Below are 25,044 nucleotides of genomic sequence, written 5' to 3' on the forward strand. Positions count from 1 at the left end.
CGCTTCAAAGATTACTCACTGAATTAGCCGTGCCGTGCGCGTTCCGCACCGGCCGAGAGGATCCTCACTTGCAAGATACCGTGGCCGTGGCCGCCGTCACCTTTGACCGGCCAGAGGACGTACGCATATTGCTGGGCGCCCTTTCGCAGCAAACTCACACCCCTCACGCCATTGCGCTGGTCGATTCCGGCACGCAGGACGTCGAGAAAATCGCTGCAGAGGCCCCCGCGCCTGTGACGTATGTACGCTCCCTGGCGAATTTGGGCGGGGCAGGTGGCTTCTCCCTGGCGATCCTGAATGCCATCGCCTCCGGGGCGCAGTGGGTGTGGATTATGGACGACGACGCCCATCCCGAAGACCCGCACTGCCTGGCCACGCTGTTGGAAGCGGCCACAAGCCGCGGCCTGGACGTGGTTGTCCCTTTGATTGTGGCCCCCGGCCAGCCGGAGAAACTCTCCTTCCCGTTCCGCCTAGACGGCCATCTGACTCATGAGCGTTCTGATGTGGAACCACTGGGTTTCATTGAGAACGTGGGCCAGTTCTTCAATGGCGCCCTGGTTCGCACCGACGTGTTCTTCAAGGTGGGACTGCCGGATGTGCGCCTGTTCATCCGCGGCGATGAGGTCGACTTCATGCTGCGGCTGCGCCAGGCCAAGGTCAGGTTCGGCACTGTCACCACCGTGGCGCTGACCCACCCGGTCGGCTGGGGCGAGGTGCACGAGCTGATCGGTGACAGGCTCCATGTCCTGGTACCGGAAACACCCTTCAAGCGGTTCTATTACTACCGCAATCGCGGCTACCTCACCCGCAAGCACCGCAGGGTCCGCTCCCTGGTGGCCGACGTGGTGGGATACCCGCTGTATTTCCTGAAAAGGGGCGACGTCAAGGGCCTGTTCAAGTGGGCTGGCACCTACGGCGCCGGTTTGCGCGGTGCAAAGTTTGGGCCGCTGAAGGACCAGAAGTTTTGAGTCTGGGCCGCAGGGAGCAGTTCTTCATCGTCATCACCACGTTTAACCGGTGCGACTACCTTGCAGAGCTGCTTGAATCCGTCGCCGCGCTCTCCCCTGCCCCGGACGGGGTGATCGTCGTCGACAACGCCAGCACTGACGGCACCGCCGACGTCGTCGGGCAAGCCACCGCCAGGCTCGCCGCACTGCCCACCGCCGTGCCGGTGTTGATGCATCAGTTGGCGGAGAACGTCGGAGGATCCGGCGGCTTTTCTGCTGGCGTTGAGCGCGCCTTGGCCGAAGGCGCCCAGTGGATGTGGTTGATGGACGACGACGTCACGACCGTCCCCGACGCCATCGGCGCCTTGGGCCCGTGGATGGATAAGTACGATGCCGTCGTGGGGCGCCGTTACGACGCCGAGGGTCAGCCGTTCTTCTGGCAGCACAAGTTCAACAACTTCCTGGGCATTCATCTGCCCGTAGCGGGCGACGTTTTCAAGGACAGCGACGAATTCTCCACCAACGTTGGTTGTTTTGAGGGCATGCTGGTGCATGCCGACGCCGTAGCCGATGTGGGATTGCCGGATCCACGGTTCTTCATCACCTGGGATGACGCCATTTACGGCTGGCTCATCGCGCTGCAACGCCCTGTCATGTACGTCAACGCCTTTGTGTTGCACAAGGCCAGGGCTCAACGCAGCATAGATCTAGGCATTCGCCACCTCAACGACTCCTCGGATCTGAGCCGCTTCTATGTGATGCGCAACCGCGGGCTGGTGGCCCACTATTTGCGCGCGCACGGCAAATACAACCCCGCGGGCTTCGCGGTGGGCACCGCCCTCACCGCGACCAAGGAGATCCTACGCCTGCTCGCCGTCGAAAAGACGCTGCGGGGCACTGGGAAGTTGTGGCGGGGCTGGCGGGAATCACGAACCATCCTGGCTGACACCACGTGGACGCCCATGCCAGCGCTGAAGGGCGACGCGTAGGGCAGGTCAGCGCAGAAGTCTGGACCTATTCAGCGGACTCCGAAGCCTTCTTTTCCAGGCTCACCGGTTCTGCGGCCGTATCGGTGGCTGCCGCTGGTTCTGGTTCTGGTTCTGGTTCTGCTGCAGTCTCAGCGTCTGCTACTTCCGCTTCAGTCTTTTCCAGGCTTGGCGGCGACCAGATTTCCGGTTCCGGCTCGTTGCCCAGCGCGCTGGGGATCATGCGTTGAATCTCGGCCAGGGAGATGGCTCCCTCACGAACAACGCGAAGGCGCAGACCAGTGGCATCGACAATCGTGGAGGGAACAGCCTCGGTGCCTTCAAGCGGCCTGAAGCCGGATTCCAGGTAAACCTCAACCGACTCGGCCAGCTGCTCACGGGCCTGTGACGCAGTCTGCCCGGCGGGCTGCCCGGTACGGTTGGCACTTGAAACAGCCAAGGGACCGGTCAACGTTAACAAGTCCAGGGCAAGCTGGTCATCGGGCACGCGCAGGGCCACCGTCCCCACAGTTTCACCCAAGTCCCAGGTCAGCGACGGCTGGGCATGGAAGATCAAGGTCAGCGGACCCGGCCAGTACTTCTCCGCGAGCTTGCGGGCGTCGTCGGGAATGTCTGTGGCCAGGCCCTCCATGGTGCCAATCCGAGGAATCAGCACGGGCGGGGGCATATTGCGACCACGGCCCTTGGCCGCCAGCAAGGTGGCGACTGCCTGCGGCGAGAACGCATCTGCGGCAATGCCATAGACGGTGTCGGTCGGCATGACAACGAGCTGTTTGGCCGCGATGGCCTTCTGGGCGTGCGCCAGACCTTCGGCGCGCTGGGCTTCATTGGTGCAGTTATACGAAGTGGTACTCACTGGCTCATTCTTTCACTACTGCGCCCAAGACAAGGAACGCGTTACCCATCCACAACGCTTTGCGACATGGAGTTAGCGGCGGTACCCGCTCGTGGCTCGGTCCCGCCCGTTCAGATCTGTATGGCTTTGGATGTTCTCGAAGTTTCCGCTTTCGGCAAGCAGCTTCACCATTTGGCCAGCTTGAACCTCAGCGTGCTCCATGACGAAATAGCCACCGGCGTGCAGCAACCGGGCGGCCGTTGCTGCGGCAGCTGTGGGCATTTCCATGCCGTCCGCTCCCCCGCCGTACAAGGCCATATGGGGATCGTGCAGGCGAACTTCAATATCCCGTGGAATTGCATCGGCGGGAATGTACGGAGGGTTGGAGACCACCACGTCCACGGCGCCATCCAGTTCCGCAAAGGCCTCTCGCATATCCCCTTGCACTAGGGTCACGCCCGTGCCAGCAAGATTCTTTGCCGCCCACGGGTAGGCCTCCTCGCTGAGTTCGACGGCGAACACGCTGCACCCGGGGACCTCGGTGGCCAAGGCCCCAGCAATGGCCCCGGACCCTGTGCCAAGGTCGGCAGCAATGCTGACCGCCCCGTCACCGCGTTCCTGGTGCAGCTGTGTTAATACGTCGATGGCCAGCTGCACCACGGATTCAGTTTCGGGGCGCGGCACAAAGACACCTTTGCCCACGGCAAGCTCCAGGTGCCTAAAGTACGCGGTGCCGGTAATGTGCTGCAGGGGTTCCCTGGCAGCACGACGCGCCACGAGGGCGTCGTAGCCGTCAGGTGCCACAGTCGTGCCAAATAGCATCGCCGCGAGTTCGCCACGGCTCACGCCCAGCAGATGCGCAGCTAGCAGCTGCGCATCCACGGCCGGAGACGGCACTCCAGCGGCCGCAAGGACCGCCGTCGCACCCTCTACAGCATCGGCGAGGCTACTGGTCACCCAGTGCGTCCAATCGTGCCTGCTCGTCCATCTCGATGGCCGACTGCACCACGGGTTCCAGGTCGCCGTTCATGACGGCGTCAAGGTTGTAGGCCTTGTACCCGGTGCGGTGGTCTGCAATCCGGTTCTCAGGGTAGTTGTAGGTGCGGATGCGCTCGGAGCGGTCCATGGTGCGGATCTGAGACTTGCGCACGGCGGAGTTCTCGGCGTCGACGATTGCCTGCTGGTGTGCCAGGATACGGGCGCGGAGCACGCGCATGCCGGCCTCACGGTTCTGCAACTGTGACTTCTCGTTCTGCATGGCCACCACAATGCCCGTAGGCAAGTGGGTAATGCGCACGGCGGAGTCGGTGGTGTTAACCGACTGACCACCGGGACCAGAGGAACGGTAGACGTCAATCTTGAGGTCGTTCTGGTTGATGTCCACCTCTTCCGGCTCATCAACTTCAGGCAATACGAGCACGCCGGCAGCAGAGGTGTGAATACGTCCCTGGGATTCCGTGGCCGGAACGCGCTGCACGCGGTGCACGCCGCCTTCAAACTTCAGGCGCGCAAAAACACCCTCGGCCGGATCGTTGGAGCGGCCCTTGACGGCAATAGAAATGTCCTTGTATCCGCCTAGGTCGGAACTGGTTGCGGAAATGATTTCCGTCTTCCAGCCACGGTTTTCGGCGTAGCGGGTGTACATGCGCACCAGGTCGGCCGCAAACAGTGCCGCCTCGTCGCCGCCTTCGCCAGCCTTCACTTCAAGGATGACGTCACGGCCGTCGTCGGGATCGCGCGGGATCAGCAGGCGGCGCAGCTTTTCCTGGGCGGCGGCAAGCTGCTTTTCCAGGACGGGCACTTCGGCGGCAAATTCGGGATCCTCGGAGGCCATTTCCCTGGCGGCTTCCAGATCATCGCTGAGCGATTCAACCTGGTGGTAGCCCTCCACCACGCCACTGAGCTCGGCGTACCGGCGTCCCAGCTTCTTGGCCAACGACTGGTCGGCGTGCACAGCGGGGTCGCTGAGGCGCATCTGCAACTCGGCGTGCTCATCAAGCAACCCGTGGATGGATTCAAACATTTCAAAACCTCTCTCGACGTACGTCAAGTCTACTGAAGATTACTGCAGCATAGGTGCGGGGCAACAACCAAGGCGGTGGATCGGCGTTTCCGTAGGCCGCGTAAAGGAGACTGTAAGGCCGCCCGCGGCCGTCAGTCGGATAGCGACCGAGGGAATGCTGATCCTCCGCCGGAGCAAGCCACCGCACCAACGCGAAGAGGCGGGCCCGCACAGTAATGTACGGCCCCGCCTCTTGTGCCTAGCTACTTGTCTTGTTCTGCCTTCGAACCCAGGGTGGTCTTCTGGATCTGCATGAGGAACTCGACGTTGGACTGCGTCTCACGGATCTTGGAGGTGAGCAGTTCAAGGGACTGCTGCATTTCCAGGCCGGAGAGCACGCGGCGCAGGCGCCACATGATCTTGACCTCTTCCGGGGAAAGCAGGTTCTCTTCGCGACGGGTACCCGAGGCGTTGACGTCAACGGCCGGGAAGATGCGCTTGTCAGCCAGCTGGCGGGACAGACGGAGCTCCATGTTGCCGGTGCCCTTGAACTCCTCGAAGATGACCTCATCGGCCTTGGAACCGGTTTCCACCAGCGCCGTGGCCAAGATGGTCAGTGAGCCGCCGTTTTCAATGTTGCGGGCTGCTCCGAAGAAACGCTTGGGCGGGTACAGTGCTGCGGAGTCCACACCACCGGAGAGGATGCGTCCGGAGGACGGTGCGGAGTTGTTGTAGGCACGGCCCAGACGGGTCATGGAGTCCAACAGGACAACAACGTCCATACCCATTTCGACCAGACGCTTTGCGCGTTCGATCGAGAGTTCGGCAACCTGGGTGTGGTCATCGGCCGGGCGGTCGAAGGTGGAGGCAATGACCTCACCCTTGACGGTGCGCTGCATGTCGGTGACTTCTTCGGGACGTTCGTCAACAAGAACCATCATGAGGTGAACCTCAGGATTGTTGATGGTGATGGCGTTCGCGATCGACTGCAGAATCAGTGTCTTACCGGCCTTGGGCGGGGACACGATCAAGCCGCGCTGGCCCTTGCCGATGGGGGCAACCAGGTCGATAACACGCGGGCCGATCTTCTTGGGATCGGTTTCCAGGCGCAGACGCTCGGAGGGGTACAGCGGCACCAGCTTGGAGAACTCGACGCGGTCCTTGAGCTCGTCCGGGTTCTTGCCGTTCACGCTGGTAACGCGCACCAAAGCGTTGAACTTCTGGCGGGTGGTCTGTGCCTGGCTGCGGTCTTCGCCTTCGCGCGGTGCACGGATGGCACCGACGACGGCGTCGCCCTTGCGCAGGTTGTACTTCTTGACCTGGGACAGGGAAACGTAGACGTCGTTGGAGCCGGGCAGGTAACCGGAGGTGCGGACGAACGCGTAGTTGTCCAGCAGGTCCAAGATACCGGCTACGGGCAGCAGTACGTCGTCCTCGGTGACCTCGGAGTCGTCGAAGTCCGGGCCCTGGGTGCGGCCGCGGCGGCGATCATTACGGTCACGGAAACGGTCGTTGCGATCATTGCGATCGTTACGGTTGTTGTTGCCGCGGTCGTTGCGGTCACCACGATCGTTGCGGTCATTGGTTTCGGCTACGGGGCGGTCCCGACGGTTACGGCGGTTGCGGTTGTTCCGCGAGCCGTCTTCGTCGTCGTTGCGCTCGTTGACGTTGCGGTCGCCCGCGGTACGGTCGTTTCCGGCGCGGTCGCCGGCTGTGCGCTCTGAACCAGCGCGCTCTGCACGGTCGTTGTTGCGCTGGTTGCGGTTGTTGCGGTTGTTGCGCGAATTCCGCTCACCCTGCTCAGCGGATTCCTCCGAGGCATTCTCGCCCTGGTTGCTCTCCCCGTTGGTGGCCGGCTTCTGCGCCGGAGCCTCAACTGCGCCCTCGGTGGCGTCGGCGGAGCGCCCGCCTCCCTGTGCACGTCGGTTGCGCGTACGCGGCTGACGACGGGCTTCACCGTCTGCATCCGTGCCGGCGTCGACGCTCTCAACGGCTGCGGGTGCGGCTGCCTCGGTGGCGACGACAACGGCCGGTGCGCCGGCGTCCGTGGTGATGATTCCGTCGCTGCTGGCGGCGCGGCGGCTACGGCCACGGCCACGTGCGGGGCGCTCAGCGGCGTCGGTGGTGGCAGGCGCAACAGCAGGCTCGGAAGCCTCTGCTGCTACGGGCTCGGCCTTGGCGCGGGTGGTGCGCTTTGCGGGAGCCTCAACCTGGGTCTGCGGTGCGGCGGCGGGCTCGGCCTTGGCGGCACGGGCCGGGCGGTCAGCCACGGAAGAGCCGCGCTGGTGGGCCGAGATGGCATCCACCAGATCGCCCTTGCGCAAGCGGGAGCCGCCTGTGATGCCCAGCTGGCCGGCAAGCGCCTGCAGCTGAGCCAATTTCAAACCAGCCAAACCAGCCGACTTGGCGGTTCCTGCTGATTTTGCGGTGTCATTCAACTCAGCTGCTTTGGTACCTGCGGCTGAAGTAAGAATTTCTGTCACGAAGGATCCTTCCCCCTCGATGGCGAACCCCTTAGACGGGGTCGCGATGATTAAAGTCAACTGCGAAGCCGCAACCGCACTGGTTGGGGCAGGGAAATCAGCTGAGGTTCCAACCCGTACGTCCAAGAGACTGGCGTAGTGGAGTTGGTGGCATCAAAACTGGGACACAAACTTTGGGCGAACAGCCCTTGGGCGCTTATGAACCCGGATGCACTTCCACTTTAGCACCCTCAAGGTCCACTGACAGCTTTAGAACACGCCATGACACGCCGGAGTTGGCAGCGTTTTCATCGTCGCGACCCAAAGAGTTGATGAACGCAACCATGGCATCGGCTTCCTGCACTCCGTTGGCAAGGGCCATCACCGTGGGGCCGGCACCCGAGATGAACGCTGCATGGCCGCCGGCGCGCAGCCGCGCAACTAGGGTTGCGCTCTCTGGCATGGCCGCAGAACGATAGTCCTGGTGCAGGTAATCCCGTGTTCCGGCATGAAGCAGATCGGGTGCATCTTTGAGCGCGTGGATGAGCAGGGCTGCCCGGCCTGAGTTCGCTGCTGCGTCCCCATGGGGCACGGCTGCCGGCAATAGGCCGCGTGCCAACTCTGTTTTGACCTCAAAATTCGGGATGGCCACCACCGGGATCACAGCTTCCGACGGCGCTACCCTGGCGCTGGAGTAGCTCTCGCCGTCACGCCACGAAATGGCCACCGCACCAAAAATGGCTGGCGCTACATTGTCCGGGTGTCCTTCCATCTCCGAAGCCAATTGGAGAATCCACGCCGAATCCTGCTGGTCCGCTGGCTCAACCAGGGCGTTTGCGGCCATGATCGCGGCAACGATTGCCGAGGCCGAGGAACCCAGCCCTCGTCCATGCGGCAGGACGTTCTCAGCAGCAATCAACAGGCCGCCACGGCGGTAGCCTAGGCGGGCGAAAGCGAGATCCATGGCTTTGACCACCAGGTGCGTGGCGTCGCGGGGAAGCTCGGCCACGCCTTCGCCGCGCAAATCAAATTCCAGTCCCGCACTCCCGCCGGCGTCGTTCGTGTCAGCGAGGGTCGACACGCACAGGGTGTCATACAGCGAAACAGCCATACCAAGTGAGTCAAAGCCGGGACCCAGATTTGCGCTGGTGCCTGGCACCTGCACCGTGGCGGTAAAGCCCGGCGCAGGTACCTTCAAGGTGGTGACGGGGTGCGGGGATGTCATGGTGAGACCTGTCATGGAAGGGTGCGCTGCTAGTCCGCCAGGCCCAGGGCGGTGGCGACGGTGACGACGTCGAACTCGACCTTGGTGGGCTCCACGGCGCTGCCGTCGGTGTTCTTCAACGCCCAGTCGGGATCTTTGAGGCCGTGGCCGGTGACGGTGACCACGAACGTCTTGCCGGAGGGAACCTCGCCGGCGGCGTGCTTCTTCAAGATGCCGGCAACGCCCGCTGCGGAGGCGGGCTCCACGAAAACGCCTTCCTTGGCCGAAAGCCAGCGGTGGGCGGCGAGGATTTCCTCGTCGGTGACCGAGTCGATCAGGCCGCCGGATTCGTCGCGGGCGGCGATCGCCATATCCCAGGACGCCGGGTTGCCGATGCGGATGGCCGTGGCGATCGTGTCGGGTTCGGTGATGGGGTGGCCGGCAACAAACGGTGCGGCACCTGCGGCCTGGAAGCCCCACATGATGGGCGTGTGCGTAGACACGGGCGCCAGGGTGCCGGCCGTAGCGGACTCGTAGGGAGCGCAGTACTCCTTGTAACCCCTCCAGTACGCACTGATGTTTCCGGCGTTGCCGACAGGCAGCACATGGTAGTCGGGGGCGTCGCCCAGGGCGTCAACCACTTCGAACGCACCGGTCTTCTGGCCCTCGATGCGGGCCGGGTTGACCGAGTTGACCAGGAATACCGGGTAGGACTCGGCCAGCTTGCGGGCCACGTCCAGGCAGTTGTCAAAGTTTCCGTTGACCTGCAAGATGGTGGCGCCGTGGGCCACAGCCTGGCTGAGCTTGCCCATGGAGATCTTGCCCTCGGGAACCAAGACGGCACAGGTTAGTCCTGCCTGCTTGGCGTAAGCCGCCGCTGAGGCGGAGGTGTTGCCCGTGGAGGCGCACACCACTGCCTTGGCTCCGGCTGCAACAGCAGCCGTCATGGCCATGGTCATGCCACGGTCCTTGAAGGAACCGGTGGGGTTCATGCCCTCGACCTTCAGGTACACCTTGGAGCCGGTCAGCTCGGAGAGGTGCTGGGCGAACACCAGTGGTGTGCCGCCCTCCCCCAACGTGATGATGCGTGTTTCTGCCGTTACCGGCAAACGCTCTGCATATTCGCGGACTACTCCGCGCCACTGGTGAGCCATCAGACTCCCTCCACCCTCAAGACACTCGTTACGGAATTAATGATGTCCAGGCCCTTGATGGCCTCGACAGTTGCTGCCAGGGCAGCCTCGCTGGCACGGTGCGTGACAATGCGCAGCTCGGCCGAGCCGTTTTCATGCCCGTCGTTTTCGCGATGCACCGTCTGGCGCATGGTCTCGATGGAGACACCGTTCTGTGCGAAGAGCGCCGAAATTTTTGCCAGCACGCCCGGCTGATCCGCGGCGTCCAGGCCAATGTAGTACTGGGTAGTGACCGCGTCGATCCCCAGGACGGGGAGAACTCCCGTGGTGGTTTCCGTTCGTCCCGGACCGCCCAGCACCATGCGGCGGGCCGCCGAAACGACGTCGCCCAGGATGGCCGAGGCCGTAGGGGTTCCACCAGCGCCGCGGCCGTAGAACATGAGCTCCCCGGCGGACTCGGCTTCGATGAAGACGGCGTTGAAGGCACCGTGCACGGCGGCAAGCGGGTGTTCGCGGGGAATCAATGTGGGGTGAACGCGCACGCTCACACCAGGACCTCCGCCGTCAGCCGTTTCGAGCTTTTCGGCGATCGCCAGCAGTTTGATGACAAAACCTGCGTCCTTTGCCGCGGCAATGTCGTCGGCGGTGACCTGCGTGATGCCCTGGCAGTGGACGTCCTCCAAAGCAAAACGCGTGTGGAAGGACAGCGAGGCCAAGATGGCCCCCTTGGCGGCGGCGTCGTGCCCCTCGATGTCGGCCGTCGGATCGGCCTCAGCGTAGCCTAGGCGCGTGGCCTCGGCCAGTGCGTCGGCGAATTCGGCGCCCGTGGTGTCCATCGCGTCAAGGATGAAGTTGGTGGTGCCGTTGACGATTCCCATGACGCGGGTGATCTTGTCCCCGGCCAGGGAGTCGCGGATGGGGCGCAGGATCGGGATCGCACCGGCCACGGCCGCCTCGTAGGAGAGCTGCACGCCGGCGGCGTCGGCCTTCTCGTACAGGCTAGGACCGTCCACGGCCAGCAGGGCCTTGTTGCCGGTGACCACTGTGGCGCCGTGTTCAATGGCCTCCAGGATCAGCGTGCGGGCCGGTTCCAGCCCACCCATGAGCTCAATGACGACGTCGGCCCCACGCACCAGGGCGGAGGCGTCGGTGGTGAAGAGTTCACGCGGCAGCTCAACCTCGCGGGGGGCGTCAATGTTGCGCACCGCGATGCCCACCAGTTCAAGGCGTGCGCCGGTGCGGGCAGCCAAGGAGTCGGCGTCGTCAAGCAAAATGCGGGCCACCTGCGCGCCAACATTTCCTGCCCCCAAAAGGGCAACCTTGAGGGTCTTCGGATGGGTGGTGTCCGTGTCAGCCACGGCGGTGTTGCGCTCTGTCAAAGGTCTCTAGGCCCCTATATCGCGTGCCAGCAAATCGTCTTCTGTTTCGCCCCGCACAATCAAGCGTGCGGCACCGTTTTTGACGGCAACTACGGGCGGACGGGGCGCGTAGTTGTAGTTGCTGGCTAGTGCCCAGCAGTACGCGCCCGTTCCGGGAACTGCAAGCAAATCCCCGGCCGCCACGTCATTGGGCAGATATACATCTCTAACAACAATGTCACCACTCTCGCAATGTTTGCCCACCACTCGGGACAACGCGGGAGCTTCTGCGGAGGCGCGACTAGCCACAACGGCCGAATAATCCGCGTCATAGAGCACCGGACGGGGGTTATCACTCATGCCACCATCCACCGACACATAACGACGCGGAGCCGTCACACCATCCTGCCCGTCGACCTCAACCTGCACCGTTTTCAAGGTGCCTGTCTCGTACAGGGTGAACGTGGAACTGCCCACGATCGCACGGCCGGGCTCAATGGAGAGCTTCGGGGCGCTCATGCCAAGTTCGGAGCACGTTGCACGTACGACGGCGGCCATCGCCTGTGCGACCTCGGCCGCCGGGCGTGGTTTGTCCACGGCCGTGTAGGCGATCCCGTAGCCACCACCTAAGTCCAGTTCCGGCAAGGTGATGCCGTATTTGCGCTGGATCTCGTGGGTGAATCCGAGGAGCTTCCTGGCGGCAATTTCAAAGCCCTCGGCCTCAAAGATCTGCGAGCCGATATGGGCGTGAAAGCCCAGGAAGTTGATGCTTTCCGCCTCGACGGCCAGCTTCGAGGCGGCCTCGGCAGCGCTCATGCCGGGGGCCTCTGGATCCTCGGCAATGAAGGAAAGCCCGAACTTTTGGTCTTCGTGGGCCGTGGCAATGTTCTCGTGCGTGTGGGCGTGCACGCCGGGCGTCAAGCGCAGCATGACGTTGGCAACTACCCCGCGGGTTGCAGCCAGTTCGGCGACCCGGCGCAGCTCATGCAGGCTGTCCACCACTATCCGGCCCAAGCCCATATCCAACGCACGGTTGATCTCCGCGGCGGACTTGTTGTTGCCGTGCAGGCTCAGCTTCTCCCCCGAGATACCGGCGCGCTGGGCAACTGCCAATTCGCCGCCGGAGCAGGTGTCAAGACGCAAGCCCTCGGAGTCAACCCAGCGGGCCACCTCGGTGCACAGAAAGGACTTTCCTGCGTAGTAGACGTCTACCCCGCCGCAAAGATCGGCAAACGCTGCATCGAACGCGTCCTTGAAGGAGCGTGCCCGGGCCCGGAAGTCACCCTCGCTCATCACATACAGCGGCGTACCAAACTGCTCCTTGAGCGCACTGACCGAAACGCCGCTGATGGTGACCTCACCGTCCGGGCCGCGTTCGACGTCGTTGGCCCACATGGCGGGCACCAACTCGTTGACATCCCCGGCATCGGGCAGCCACGAAGGTGCCAGCTCGGCGCCAGCAATTTTTGTTTCAGACACTTCTTACATCCGTTCCGGAGCAGAGACACCCAATAGTGACAGGCCGTTGGCAAGAACTTGGCCTACGGCAACGTTGAGCCACAGACGCGTGCGGTTCACATCGGTGATTGCTTCCTCACCCATGGGTGTGACGCGGCAGGCGTCGTACCAGCGGTGGTAGGCGCCGGCAATGACTTCAAGGTGCCGGGCTACCCGGTGCGGTTCGCGGAAGGCCGCTGCCTGGGCGAGAACGCCCGGGTACTGGCCGAGCACGGCGAGCAGCTCGGACTCGGTGGGGTGGCTCAGGGCCCCGGCGTCGAAGGCGCTGCGGTCTACGCCGGCGGCCTCGGCGTTGCGGCCCACTGCACAGGTGCGGGCGTGGGCGTACTGGACGTAGAACACGGGGTTCTCGTTGGACTTCTTGGTCAGCACATCCAGGTCAATGTCAATGTTGGAGTCGCTGGAGAAGCGTGCCAGCGAGTAGCGGGCGGCGTCGGTGCCAACGATCTCCACCAGGTCTTCCATGGTGACCACGGTGCCGGCGCGCTTGGACATGCGAACTGGCTTACCGTCCTGAACCAGGTTCACCATCTGGCCAATCAGTACCTCGACGCGGTCGGCGTCGTCGCCCATGGCGGCGGCGGCAGCCTTCAGGCGGGCCACGTAGCCGTGGTGGTCGGCGCCGAGCATGTAGATGCAAAGGTCAAAGCCGCGGTCGCGCTTGTTCTTGAAGTAGGCGATGTCCCCGGCAATGTAGGCTGCGTTGCCATCGGATTTGATGACCACACGGTCCTTGTCGTCACCGTAGTCGGTGGAGTTCAGCCACCAGGCGCCGTCCTTCAAGTACATGTTGCCGGAACCCTTGAGCTGCTCCAGGAGCTTCTCCACGGCGCCGTCTTCAAACAAGGAGTTTTCATGGAAGTACACGTCAAAGTCGACGCCGAACTCGTGCAGGGAAGCACGGATTGCGGCGAACATGAGCTCTACGCCCTGGGCGCGGAACTCCTCCTGCGGGTCCTCTGAGCCAAGTATGTCGGGGTTTTTCGCCATGACTTCCTTGGCGATGTCCTCGATGTATGCTCCGCCGTAGCCGTCTTCCGGTGCGGGCTCGCCCTTGGCGCTGGCCAGCAGGGAACGGGCAAACTTGTCGATCTGGTTCCCGTGGTCGTTGAAGTAGTACTCACGGGTGACGTCGGCGCCCTGGGACAAGAAGATGCGGGCCAGGGAATCGCCCACGGCGGCCCAGCGTGTACCGCCGAGGTGGATGGGGCCCGTGGGGTTGGCGGAGACGAACTCCAAGTTGATTTTGGTCCCGGCCATGGCCGTGGTGGTGCCGAATGTTGTGCCGGCCTCCACAATGGCCTTGGCGAGCTCACCGGCGGCGGCAGCGTCAAGAATGATGTTCAGGAAGCCGGGGCCGGCGATGTCGACCTTGGAAACACCGGGAATTTCTTCCAGGCGTGAGCTCAGCAGCTCGGCGATCTTGCGCGGCGGGACTCCGGCCGGCTTGGCTAGCTGAAGCGCGATGTTGGTGGCCCAGTCACCGTGCTCGCGGCTCTTGGGCCGCTCGACTCGCACTTCCTTGGGCAGGGCATCGGCTGGAACGCTCAGTTCACCGGCGTCGACGGCGTCTTTGAGGCAGGTGGTAATGGCGGCAGAAAGTTCTTCAGGAGTCACGCCTCTAAGTGTACGGTTCCCACAGTTCCCTCCCCCAATCCGGGCGGGTTTTGTCCACTTTGCGGCAGTTAGGCGGTTTCGAAGTCGTCCTCGAGCATCTTGGGCCGGCAAATGATGAACGCCCCGGTGCCGAGGAGGAACAAGGTGGCGAACAAGAAGAGGAAGGGTGCATTCCAGGATCCCGTCCATTGGTGGAACAGGCCGAACAGGAGCGGGCCCATGCAGGCGAAGGCGTAGCCAATGCCCTGGCCAAAACCGGACAAGGCGCCGGCGCCTGCCTGCGTACGCGTTCTGTGGTTGATCAGCAGCAGGGCGAGCGGGAACGTTCCCGGGCCGAGGCCGGCAAGTGACACCCACAGCCAGGTGTTCGTGGCCGGTGCCAGCATCAAGCCAAGGTAGCCGGCCACGAAGCAGGCGAGCGTCACAATGACCATCGGGAACGGGTTGCGCATGCGGGCGGCAAAAACGGGAACCAGCAGGCTCAGTGGCAGGCCAAGTGCGGCGAAAAGTGCCAACATTGACCCTGCACTGGCGCGATCCAAACCGGCTTCGGAAAGGATTTCCGGGAGCCAGGCGAACATGGCGTAGGTGTTCAATGAGGTGCAACCGAACATCAGCGTCAGTCCCCACGCGGTGGGAGAACGCCACAGGTTCATTTTGGCAGGGGCAGCTTTTTGGGCTGATTGGTGAACCACCAATTCCGGCGACCCGGCCACGACGGCTGGCGAGGGGGCTGCGGTGGTGGTGTTCGGCGTCGTGCGCGGGGAAGCGAACAACGCCACGAGCCAGGGCAGGAGCGCAACAACACTGAGGCCGGCCCACGTAGCGAGGGACACCTGCCAGTTGGTGGCGTCGGCGATCGGCACTGCCATTTGTGCCGGCAGGGCCGTCCCCAGGCTCATGACCGTGACATACAGGGCCGTCATGAGGCCGATTTTCGCGGGGAAGTACTTCTTCACCAGGGGCGGCAGGAGCACGTTTCCGGCACCCAACCCACCAAAAGCGATGACCGTGAAGACCAGGAACAAGGTGGTGTTTGGAGCCAGAACGCGGGCGATCTGGCCCACGATGCCCACCACTATCGAGATGACGATCAGCCGCTCCAGTGACGCCCAGCGGATCACGTACGGAGTGAGGAAACCAAACAAGCCGAACGCCGCCGTGGGCAGCATGCCAAGAATGCCGATGGTGGCGGCGTCGAGCGGGAGATCATGATTGATCGTGGAGATCAGCGGCGGAACCACCGTGACGGCCGACCTCAGCGTTGCGGCGGTAAGAATAATGCCTGCTGCGATGAGCCAAGCTGTCCGGGGCATTTTCTTCACCATTGCCCCAACGTTACCGGGGTGCGGATGGCTGGCGGCCGGAAATGATGCCACCAATATGATGATGTTTGCCACGTGCCGGGTGGCCTGTCACCGCATGCGTCAGCCCGGTTTTACTTTCACCCCCCAGCACCTGCTAAGCTCTTTCACGTTCCCATTGGTAACCTCGGTTACCTTGCCTTCGTAGCTCAGGGGATAGAGCGTCGGTTTCCGGTACCGTAGGTCGGGGGTTCGAATCCCTCCGAGGGCACAACATGAAAACCCCGCCAATTCATTGAATTGGCGGGGTTTTCGCGTCAATGTTGGGGCCCGGCGCGGCCCTCAGTCCCTAGCTGACCAGGCTCATCGGATCGGATCTGAGAGCCTCTGCAAGCAGGCCTTCCAAGGCATTGATCTGTTCTGCCCCAATATTGGCCTGCATGGCCGCAGCGTTAAGCACAGAACCGTGTCCCAGCATGGCGCGCAGGCCAGGGTGTCCCAACGCGGGGAAGTGCTGCAACAAAATGGTGCCGGTGCGAGAATCGTCCAACAGCTCGCTCAGCGGCACGGTGGACACCACGGCGTCGTCGGGCATTTCATGCACCCGTACCGCCGAGGTGCGCGCCGCCTGCATCTGCCCCCATTGCCGTTCCACCAAGAGGTGATCAGCGGATGCTGGGCCAGTGCGCGGCAGCCCTAACCTCTCATACTGCTCACGGGGCGCATCGTTGGCACGCATGAGCTCGAGCATGAGGTTCGCCATCCGCAATTCGCACTCGTCATCGCGCAGGGGGTGCTGTTGTTCCGGATCCGTGTGAAGGTCAAACAGCAGCGTGCCAAAGGCGTAAGGATTACCCATGACCCAACCGGGAACTTTCAGCGGTGAGACACCCTTGGTGAAGGTAAATGGCTCAGCCAGTTCAATGTTCTGCAATTCCTGGGCGGCGAACCGCGAGCGCATGTGAGTGGGCATAAGCGTGTAGTCGAAGAGGGGCGCATTCTCCTTGGTTGCGCAGGCACGCATATAGACGTAGCGTCCGTCTGTCACGTTCACATGGGCTCCGAAGATGCCAAAAAGGGCGCCTTCCCGCACGGCGGTGTCATCGGCGATGGTTCGGGCCAGCGGTTTTCCCTGCATATCGGGGGTGGGTGTCAAGCCAAAGAAGTCCAGGACAGTTGGTGCAAAGTCGATGGTCTGCACCAGCGCGTCGCGCCGGGTACCGGACTGCTTGCTGCGGGGATCCCAAATAAACAAGGGAGTGTGTATGTTCTGATCGAACCAGGGCTGCACGCTCTTGCCCCACCAGCCCTGCTCCCCCAGCAGGAAGCCGTGGTCGGTGCACACAATGAGCAGGGTGTCTTCCCACAGGTTTTGTTCATCGAAAGCATCAAGCACACGGCCCAGCGAGGCGTCGCACATGCTCAACAGCGAGAGATATTCGTTCTTGGCGTGCTCAACTTCCGCCACGCTTTCGGTCACGCGCCGGTAGGAAGGCCAGTCAAAGTGCACGCCGTCATAGGTGTCGTCGTAGTGCGCCCGGTAGTCGTCATAGCTGAAGAACGGCTCGTGAGGGTCGAAACACTCAATCTGCAAGAGCCAGTTGTCGGCCTCGCGGTTAGTCTCCATGAACTCCAGGCCGGCGTCAAAGGTGCGCGTTTGTGGATGGTCTGCCTCGTTTTGCAGGTACTGCCTGTTGATCCAGTCCTGGCGGACCAGCGGATTGCTGCCGTTGAGGCTTTCCGGGGCGGCAACGTCTTGCACATGCCCTTTCCAGTTATCACCTTCCTGCCCCCGGAAAAACTCATGGGTGTTGTACCGCGTATGGTAGGTGGCCCCGCCGTCTTCCCAGTAGTGCTGGTGATCGGTGACTATGTGCGTGTAGATGCCTGCTGACTTTAAGATCTCGGGCATGGAATCGTCGAAGGGTTCCAGCGGGCCCCAGGAACGGTGCAGGAAATTGTAGCGGCCGGTGTGCATCTCACGGCGTGCCGGCATGCAAGGCATGCTGCCCGCATAGCAGTTCTCGAAGGCAACCGTGTTTCCGGCCAGGCGCTCGAAGTTGGGCGCATGAACCCCCTGCGCACCATAGGGCGGCAGCATCCGCCGGTTCAGACTGTCGAACATGACTACCACTGCGCGCATTAGTTGATCTCCCCTGCGAGTATGAGTTCGCGACGCTGTTCGCGGCGCGCTTTTTGCCGTACCGGATCGGGTACGGGTGCTGCCATGAGCAGTTTGCGGGTATAGGGGTGGTCAGGCTCCACGGTGACCTTCGAGCACGGCCCGTACTCGACAATCTCGCCCTTGTACATCACGGCGACACGATGGCTGACGTGGCGCACCACGGAGAGGTCATGCGAGACGAACAGGTACGCCACGCCGGTCTGCTCCTGAATGTCGACGAAAAGATCCAATACCCGCGCCTGTGTCGAAAGATCGAGCGCCGAGACAGGCTCATCGCACACAATCAGGCGGGGTGAGAGAGCCAACGCACGGGCAATGGCCACGCGTTGGCGTTGCCCGCCGGAGAACTCGCGCGGGAGCCTGTCCGCCGCATCGCTGGGCAAGTTGACCTGCTCAAGGAGGGTCCGAACGCGTTTGCGGGCATCGGCCCGGTTCAGTCCACCGCGGGCCACCAACGGTTCGCTCAAGATGTCCTCGATGGTCATTGCGGGATTCAGTGAGGTGTAGGGGTCCTGGAAGACAACTTGCACTTGTGAACCCATGGCCCGGCGCTGCGCAGTGGTGGTCCCCACCAGTTCCACGCCGTCGAACTTGATGCTCCCGGAGGCTACCGTTGCCAGGCCGAGGACTGCACGCCCCAGGGTTGTCTTGCCCGAGCCCGATTCCCCCACTAGGCCCACAGTTTCGCCGGCCTTGATGTCCAGGGAAACGCCATGCAATGCCCTGAAGTCTGGCTTCCGCCAGCCACGCATGGGGAAGTCGACCACGACGTTCTCGACGCGCAGCAGCTCCGTACCTGGTTCAGTGATGGTTGCGCTCATCATCGCGCTCCTTGGTTAGCGACCACTAGGTCTCTTGGCACACTGTCTTCAAGCGTCGATGACAGCAGCATCTGGGTGTAGGGGTGTGTCGGGTTGGCAAAGAGCTCCAGCGCGGTGTTCGTTTCGATGATCTGCCCGTTTTGCATCACGGCGACGCGGTCACAAAGATCGGCCACCACCCCGAAATTGTGCGTCACGAGAATGACGGCCATGGAAAGCTCTCGCTGTAGCTCACGCAACAGATCCAGTACCTCGGCTTGAATCGTGACGTCGAGTGCGGTTGTCACCTCGTCGGCGATGAGCAGGTCCGGCTCGCACGAGATTGCACCGGCGATGAGTACACGCTGTGCCATGCCACCGGAGATCTCATGAGGGTAGGCGTCAAAGGTGCGCTGCGGGTTGGGAATGCCCACCCGAGCCAGCAACGCCAAAGCCTTCTCCGTGGCCTGTTTTTTCGAAAGGCCCAGGACGGCCCGGAGGGGCTCAGTGAGCTGGTCTCCAATCCGGAACGACGGGTCCAGATTACTCATGGGTTCTTGGGGAACGTAGGCAATGCGCTTGCCGCGCAGGGCGCGCATTGCCGGGGCGGGAAGATTGGAGATCTCCTTCCCGTCAAAAATGATGCTGCCACGGGTCACGTGGCCCCCGGGCGCCAGCAGGCCGAGAATGGAAAAGGCCGTCTGAGTCTTGCCCGATCCCGATTCCCCCACCAGGCCGAGCACTTCGCCGCGGTGCACCTGGAGGTTGATGCCTCGCACCACTTCTTTCGTGGTTTCACCGGCGGAGTAGCCGACGCCGACATTCCTCAGGCTCAGCAGGACGTTGGGATCATCCTCAACAACTTCTGCCGAGGAGGCTGGCTCTGTCGGTGAACTCGGGGCGCCCCTCTTTTGGCGCCTCTTGGCCGGGCCAGTGTCCACTCGCTGGAAGCCGTCACGGATGGCGTTGCCGAGCAATACCAGTGAAGCCACGGTGATGGCAATGGCGGAGCCTGGCCAAATGATGGCCGTGGGCGAGACGTAGATGTTGGCAAAGGCATCCTGAAGCATGCCACCCCAGGTGGGCAGTGACGGGTCGCCCAGGCCAAGGAACTCCAGGCCTGACTGCAAGACGATCGCCACGCCAGCGACCACCGCCGTCTGGATCACAACGGGCGCTCGGACTACGAGGAGGATGTGCCGGCCGATGATGCGGCTGTTGCTCAGGCCGGACACCCGGGCAGCGTCAACGTAAAGCTCATTTTTCACATTGATCACCAGGCCACGCACCAGCCGGAAGAACCCTGGGGTGATCAGGACACCAAACACCACCATGGCCATGAACATTGAGGAGCCAAGTGCCTTGAAGAGGGCAAGGAGCAAAATCATGGACGGCATTGCCATAAGCACGTTGGCCATCCAGCTCGCCAGCGAGTCGAAGAACTTTCCGAAGTAGCCGGCAAGGAGGCCCGAGATGACGCCACCGGTCATGGCAACACCCACGGCAATCAGGGCGCCAATGAGCGTGTTTCGACCAGCGAATACGAGCCTGCTCAGAATGTCACGCCCAACGCCGTCGCCCCCCAGCAGGAATTCACCACCCATGGGGGCATTGATCGACTCGATCCGCACCTCGGTGGGACTGAAAGGGGCAAAAAGTGGCGCAAAAATGCTCAGCAACACAACACAAGCTAAGACTATGAGCGCGCCCAACCCCACCGGGTTGTGCAATACGGTACTCATGATGCTCTGGCGCGCGGCGCGCGGCGTTGGAGCCAGAACATGGCTGTTTGCTTCGGTCATTGCACACGCACCTTCGGATTGACCCAACCATTGGCAATATCAATGACCAGGTTGACGAGCACCACAAGAATGGCCATGACGACGACGATGCCCATCAGTAGCGGGACATCGCCGCCCAGTGCTGCGTTGACGGTGAGGGTGCCAATGCCTGGGATGGCGAAGACGCGTTCAATGACCACCGCCCCACCCAGCAACGCAATGAATTGCAGCGACAGAACGGTGAGTGCCGGTCCGGCCGCATTGCGCAGCGCATGCTTGAGCACCACAGATTGCGGTGACAGTCCGCGAGCGTGCAGAGTGCGAATATAGTCCTGGCGCAGCACGTCGATGGTGGCGCCGCGGATCTGTTGCGCGGCGGAGGCCACACCACCCAAAACCAGCGAAGTAACCGGCAGCAAAAGTGTCGCCGCCCACCCCAGAATGCTCTCGGAGGGTGGCACATAGCCGGTGGCCGGCAGCAGGCGCAGGGACAGCGAAAAGGTGAGAACCAGCATCAGTGCCACCCAGAAGTTGGGGAGGGCGAAGCCCACCACACTGACTACTTGAATGACACGGTCCAGCCAGCCGCCTTTGACGGCTGCGGTGACGCCGAGCACCACGCTGATCAGCGCAATGACGATGATGGCGCTGATGACCATTGAAAGCGTGATGGGCATGCGTCCAACCAGTGCCGCCGTGACCGATTCACTGTTGTACCAGGAGATACCAAAGTTGCCGGTGAGGGCATTGCCCAGCCATGAGAAGTACTGGGTCAGTAGGGGCTGGTCGAGGCCAAGTTCGGTGGTCTTTGCCGCCACCTGCTCGGCCGTAGCGTTTTCGCCAAGAATGTTCCGTGCCACGTTTCCCGTCGAGGAATGCATTAACACATACGTGATTGTGGCAATCACAAAAACCAGGGCCACTCCTGCGAGGAGCCGTCGAATCACAAAAGATAACATCAGAATTGCCTGTCATTGAGTCGGGGCGGCCGGCGCAGAACCGGCCGCCCCACGGTCGATCAAGGGGCCGGCGAGTAGCTTCGAATCCAGGGGGCCGCGTTTTGCGACTGCAACACAACCTTGGTCTTGGCATCAGTGGCGTACGGCGAGGACATGCGGTAGAACGGTGCGAACCACGCATTCTTGACAAGCCAGGTGTTCACGGCCTGCATCGCGGTATCCTGCTCGGAACCCGTGGCGAACTGGGCCTTTTCTATCAGGGCGTTGAGTTCCGCCGAGTTGACCTTGGCTGTATTCCAGGGCGAGGTGGGCAGGGCGACTTTTTGAATGTCCTGCCACGCCGACTGGCTTCCTAGGTTGAACACGAACATGGGGAACTTCCCGGCGAGAATTTGGCCGCCCAGTGCATCGGGGGCAACCTTGACCCATTCGGTCTTGATGTTCAGTTTCAGCAGGGTCTGTTCCAGAATCGGGTTGACGGTAGCAAAACCGGGAGAGTCCGGCATCGTTACGGTGAATCCATCGGCGTAGCCAGCATCGGCCATGAGCTTCTTGGCCTTCGCTTCGTCGTGGGAGTAGTAGTTGTCTAAAGCGGGGACATAAGCCTGGCTGGACTTTCCAAAGACCTGATTGGTGACCTCGCCTTGACCCAGGGATATTCCCTTCAGGAGTGCCGGGGAATCGAAAAGGTAGTTAATGGCCTGGCGCACGCGCACATCACCAAGAGCCGGAACAACTTTGCCCTCACGGTCGGCTAAAAACAGACCGGTCCAATCAACCTGGGTGGTTTCCACCTGCAGACCACTTGACTTGGCCTCGGCGGCGCTCTTGGAGTCGATGACTGCGCCGTTGACCTGCCCCGATTTAAGGGCGTTGATGCGGGCTGTGACATCGGTCATCGGCTTGATGATGAGCTTCTCGTAGGGGAATGACTTCAGATCCCAGTAGTCGGCATTGCGTTCGTACACAAACTGGCTGCCGGCCACCGTTTTTGCCTTATCCAAGACATAGGGGCCGCTTCCTACCGGGTTGGTGGCCTTGTCTGCGGCCGTCAACGACGCAGGGCTCGCCATGGCTCCGCCAACGACGCCGAGGTACCCGAGAAGTCCGGGATCGGGGGCGCTAAGCACCAGGTTGGCGTGGGTGGCGTCTACAACATCAACAGTTTTAACCGATTTCGCCATATAAGCGTTTTGGCCGCCACCGTTCTTGAGGTAATCCAGGTTTGCCGCCACCGCCTTGCCGTCAAAAGGCGCGCCATCAGTAAACTTCACACCCTCCCTCAGCGTCAGGGACAGCACGGTGTTGTCGGCGTTGTAGGACCATTTTGTTGCAAGTCCCGGTTGCGGGACTGACTGCGGGTCGAGCACCAGCAGGGTGTCAAAGACAGGCATCCAGTACTGGGTCTTGTGGCCAATTTCGAGGGCTGCACGATCAAACGAGTTGTTATCAGCCAGTGCGGCGAGTGTCAGCGTTCCGGCGCTGAGGACGCCGTCCTTGCCAGCGGTCGCCGAGCCGCCCGTACTTGTGGACCCTCCACACGCGCTCAATCCCAGCGCGAGAGCTAGAGCGGCGGCCGTGGCCACAATCCGCTTGGATCTCATATTCATTCTCCCTCGAATGCGTTTAGTCATGGTTGGTAGCCGTCGCGATTGGGACCAACCTCGCGAGGCAACTATGGGACAAATCACTTAGTGATTTGTCCCATAGTGAACCATGTCCGTGAACGCTGTCAAGGACTGTTTATAGATCATGATTTGTTACGGGTTCGCTCAGCTCAGCTGAGCCTCCTAGTTTTGGGCAGCAGCCCGCCGCTGTGCCCGCTCTGAAAGCCGCTGAGTCCACAGCGCCAAAAGCGACTCAACCCACTCGACCCACTCATCTGTGGCCTGAGCACTGACGTCGTGGCCCAAATCGCTAAATTCCTTCACGAGCGCCAAGTCAACGTCGATGGCAGGGTTCACCACTTTGAAGATGCGCTCTCGATTGCGGTACTTCGCGATTTGCTCACGACGAAACTTCAATTCAATCCGAAGCATTCTGGGCACCGCCTCGGGGTTGATCCACATCAGGCAGCGATAGTGCGCCCCAAAGTCGGCCTCCTGCCACCTGGCCGGGGGATCATAGTCGGTCTCGGTAAAGTCCCACAGGTGCTTCACCCCGGCGGGGGTTGCCGAATAGACCTTGGCATCGGGGGCATTCTCGCGTTTCTCTTCGACAAAATCAATGAAGCCGTTCTGCTGCAGCTTCGCCAAGGTTCGGTAGATTTGAGACTGGTCGGCGTTGGCCCTAATAAACACCCCTTCGGTGGAAAGCCGACGACGCATGTCATAGCCGGTGCCCGGCTCGGTAGCTATGAGCATGAGGAGAATGACGTCAAATTTCATGGGGGCTCTCTGGGTTGTGCTGCATGAGGTGTTGCTGAGTCTAACCACGGGCCAGTCCCCGCCCCAAAACCTCAAGGGAGCGTCAGCCACCGTCATATTCTTGCCAACTCTTGACTTCCCCTCCCCCGTCCGCGAGGCTCCTCTCCAAGTACGCCTTTGAAAGGTCTCCATGGTCAAGCCCACGTTTCCCCCATTTCCGCGCGACTTTGTGTGGGGAGTTTCCACCGCGTCCTACCAGATCGAAGGTGCCGTCAATGAAGACGGCCGAGGACCCTCCAGTTGGGACGCTTTCGTGGCGGAACCGGGCCGGATTGTCAATGGTGACACGGGAAACGTAGCGTGTGACCACTACCATCGTTATCGCGAAGACACCCAGCTCATGAAGGAGCTCGGTGTCGACGCCTACCGCTTCAGTTTCTCCTGGTCACGCATCCAGCCGGGCGGCTCCGGCCCCGTCAACGCCGCCGGACTGGACTTTTATGACCGGCTGGTTGACGGACTGCTCGAGGCTGGCATTGCCCCAAGCCCCACCTTGTTTCACTGGGACACACCGCTTGAACTCGAACAAGCTGGCGGGTGGTTGAACCGGGACACCGCCGAACGTTTTGGCGAGTATGCGCAGATTCTCGGCAGGCATTTTGCCGACCGCATCCCCCGCTGGATCACCATCAACGAACCGGTGGTGTTGACCATGCTCGGCTACGGGGCGGGCATCCAGGCGCCGGGGCTTTCGCTGGGCTTTGACGCTTTGCCGGCCGCCCACCATCTCCTCCTGGCCCATGGGCTCGGGGTTCAGGCCTTGCGCTCCCAAGGCGCCGGGAACATTGGTATCGCCAACAACCACGCTGTCACATGGCCTGCGAGCCAGAACGAGGAGGACCTGCAGGCCGCTGGACTCTACGACAACATCGCCAATTGGATCTTCGCCGACCCGATTCTGACGGGCGCCTACCCCGAGGAGTTGACGCCCTTCCTTCCACCGATTCCCGACGGCGACCTTGCCACCATTTCAACGCCCATCGACTGGTATGGCATCAACAGCTACAACCCCACCTTGGTCGGTGCGCCAACCTCAGACGATGCCGCGCTCATCGACGGCCACGTCCTTGACTCCGCATTGCCGTTCTCCCTCCGAGAGCTGGAAGGGTACCCACGAACAGACTTTGACTGGCCGGTGGTCCCGGAAGCCTTCACTGAATTGCTGGTGGGTTTCAAGGAGAGGTATGGCGATAAGTTGCCACCCCTTTTCATCACCGAAAATGGCGCCGCGATCAATGACGTTCCCGACGCCGACGGCTGGGTGAAGGATCAGCGCCGGATCGACTACACGGACTCCCATCTTCACGCACTAAAGGCTGCCATGGATGCGGGGGTGGACGTCCGTGGCTACTTCCATTGGTCGCTCATGGATAACTTCGAGTGGGCTGTGGGCTTCTCCCAGCGGTTCGGTTTGATTCATGTTGACTACCAGACGCAGAAGCGCACACCCAAGGATTCCTTCTACTGGTACCAGGAACTGATCAAGCAAAACAAGGCCGGAGCTTAGGAACAGGTCCGGCCGGTCTT

Annotated in this window: 19 protein-coding genes and 1 tRNA gene; 4 read left to right on the forward strand and 16 right to left on the reverse strand. The window is 62.0% G+C overall.

All coding sequences use genetic code 11. The annotated features are described in order from the left end of the window. The first annotated feature begins 68 nt into the window (after positions 1–68). Positions 69–968, forward strand: a complete 900-nt coding sequence (locus CXQ94_RS20340; RefSeq protein WP_104092421.1) for a glycosyltransferase family 2 protein — start codon at positions 69–71, stop codon at positions 966–968. Beyond that, positions 965–1,936, forward strand: coding sequence for a glycosyltransferase (locus tag CXQ94_RS20345; RefSeq protein ID WP_181034325.1), 972 nt, complete (start codon positions 965–967; stop codon positions 1,934–1,936). Before CXQ94_RS20340 ends, CXQ94_RS20345 begins: the two co-directional genes overlap by 4 nt. Positions 1,937–1,961: 25 nt before the next feature. Here CXQ94_RS20345 and CXQ94_RS20350 read toward each other — a convergent pair whose 3' ends face one another. The 10 genes from CXQ94_RS20350 to CXQ94_RS20395 form a co-directional block, all read right to left on the reverse strand. Next, entirely contained in the window at positions 1,962–2,789 is an 828-nt protein-coding gene (locus CXQ94_RS20350; RefSeq protein ID WP_104092423.1) for an L-threonylcarbamoyladenylate synthase, read from the reverse strand. A 72-nt stretch (positions 2,790–2,861) separates the two neighbouring features. Continuing rightward, positions 2,862–3,725, reverse strand: coding sequence for a peptide chain release factor N(5)-glutamine methyltransferase (prmC, locus tag CXQ94_RS20355; protein ID WP_104092424.1), 864 nt, complete (start codon positions 3,723–3,725; stop codon positions 2,862–2,864). After that, the gene (gene prfA, locus CXQ94_RS20360) at positions 3,715–4,791 is read right to left on the reverse strand and encodes a peptide chain release factor 1 (protein WP_104092425.1); all 1,077 of its coding nucleotides are present in this window, start codon (positions 4,789–4,791) and stop codon (positions 3,715–3,717) included. Before prfA ends, prmC begins: the two co-directional genes overlap by 11 nt. A 242-nt stretch (positions 4,792–5,033) precedes the next feature. Then, entirely contained in the window at positions 5,034–7,244 is a 2,211-nt protein-coding gene (gene rho / locus CXQ94_RS20365) for a transcription termination factor Rho (protein ID WP_181034329.1), read from the reverse strand. 205 nt (positions 7,245–7,449) lie between these two features. Continuing rightward, positions 7,450–8,457 carry a homoserine kinase gene (gene thrB / locus CXQ94_RS20370; protein ID WP_104092427.1) on the reverse strand — a complete coding sequence of 336 codons (1,008 nt, stop codon included), beginning with the start codon at positions 8,455–8,457 and terminating at the stop codon, positions 7,450–7,452. 29 nt (positions 8,458–8,486) lie between these two features. Continuing rightward, positions 8,487–9,590, reverse strand: coding sequence for a threonine synthase (gene thrC / locus CXQ94_RS20375; protein WP_104092428.1), 1,104 nt, complete (start codon positions 9,588–9,590; stop codon positions 8,487–8,489). Next, positions 9,590–10,948 carry a homoserine dehydrogenase gene (locus tag CXQ94_RS20380; protein WP_258067278.1) on the reverse strand — a complete coding sequence of 453 codons (1,359 nt, stop codon included), beginning with the start codon at positions 10,946–10,948 and terminating at the stop codon, positions 9,590–9,592. Before CXQ94_RS20380 ends, thrC begins: the two co-directional genes overlap by 1 nt. Positions 10,949–10,954: 6 nt before the next feature. Continuing rightward, positions 10,955–12,406, reverse strand: coding sequence for a diaminopimelate decarboxylase (gene lysA, locus CXQ94_RS20385; RefSeq protein ID WP_258067279.1), 1,452 nt, complete (start codon positions 12,404–12,406; stop codon positions 10,955–10,957). Positions 12,407–12,409: 3 nt separating this feature from the next. After that, positions 12,410–14,062: an arginine--tRNA ligase gene (gene argS, locus CXQ94_RS20390; RefSeq protein ID WP_104092429.1), complete on the reverse strand. Its 1,653-nt coding sequence runs from the start codon at positions 14,060–14,062 to the stop codon at positions 12,410–12,412. Positions 14,063–14,130: 68 nt separating this feature from the next. Continuing rightward, positions 14,131–15,378: an MFS transporter gene (locus tag CXQ94_RS20395; RefSeq protein ID WP_181034326.1), complete on the reverse strand. Its 1,248-nt coding sequence runs from the start codon at positions 15,376–15,378 to the stop codon at positions 14,131–14,133. Between the two features lie 186 nt (positions 15,379–15,564). On the opposite strand from CXQ94_RS20395, the gene CXQ94_RS20400 reads away from it, so the two are divergent. Next, positions 15,565–15,637: transfer RNA gene (locus tag CXQ94_RS20400), tRNA-Arg, on the forward strand. A 78-nt stretch (positions 15,638–15,715) separates the two neighbouring features. On the opposite strand, the gene CXQ94_RS20405 is transcribed toward CXQ94_RS20400, so the two are convergent. The 6 genes from CXQ94_RS20405 to CXQ94_RS20430 all read right to left on the reverse strand — a co-directional run bounded on the left by CXQ94_RS20405 (position 15,716) and on the right by CXQ94_RS20430 (position 23,478). Next, positions 15,716–17,509: a sulfatase gene (locus CXQ94_RS20405; RefSeq protein WP_104092431.1), complete on the reverse strand. Its 1,794-nt coding sequence runs from the start codon at positions 17,507–17,509 to the stop codon at positions 15,716–15,718. Then, positions 17,509–18,372: an ATP-binding cassette domain-containing protein gene (locus tag CXQ94_RS20410; protein ID WP_104092432.1), complete on the reverse strand. Its 864-nt coding sequence runs from the start codon at positions 18,370–18,372 to the stop codon at positions 17,509–17,511. Before CXQ94_RS20410 ends, CXQ94_RS20405 begins: the two co-directional genes overlap by 1 nt. After that, entirely contained in the window at positions 18,372–20,153 is a 1,782-nt protein-coding gene (locus tag CXQ94_RS20415; RefSeq protein ID WP_104092433.1) for a dipeptide/oligopeptide/nickel ABC transporter permease/ATP-binding protein, read from the reverse strand. Before CXQ94_RS20415 ends, CXQ94_RS20410 begins: the two co-directional genes overlap by 1 nt. Then, positions 20,150–21,091, reverse strand: a complete 942-nt coding sequence (locus CXQ94_RS20420) for an ABC transporter permease (RefSeq protein ID WP_104092434.1) — start codon at positions 21,089–21,091, stop codon at positions 20,150–20,152. Before CXQ94_RS20420 ends, CXQ94_RS20415 begins: the two co-directional genes overlap by 4 nt. Before the next feature lie 59 nt (positions 21,092–21,150). Beyond that, a complete protein-coding gene (locus tag CXQ94_RS20425; protein ID WP_181034327.1) occupies positions 21,151–22,695 on the reverse strand; it encodes an ABC transporter substrate-binding protein in 1,545 nt (514 codons plus the stop codon). A gap of 186 nt (positions 22,696–22,881) precedes the next feature. Then, complete coding sequence (locus CXQ94_RS20430; protein WP_181034328.1) at positions 22,882–23,478, reverse strand: PadR family transcriptional regulator; 597 nt, start codon at positions 23,476–23,478, stop codon at positions 22,882–22,884. 169 nt (positions 23,479–23,647) lie between these two features. Here CXQ94_RS20430 and CXQ94_RS20435 point away from each other — a divergent pair, with 169 nt between their 5' ends. Then, the gene (locus CXQ94_RS20435; protein WP_104092437.1) at positions 23,648–25,024 is read left to right on the forward strand and encodes a GH1 family beta-glucosidase; all 1,377 of its coding nucleotides are present in this window, start codon (positions 23,648–23,650) and stop codon (positions 25,022–25,024) included. The last annotated feature ends 20 nt before the right edge of the window (positions 25,025–25,044 follow it).

The organism is Arthrobacter sp. GMC3 (assembly GCF_002929305.1).
Taxonomy (GTDB): domain Bacteria; phylum Actinomycetota; class Actinomycetes; order Actinomycetales; family Micrococcaceae; genus Specibacter.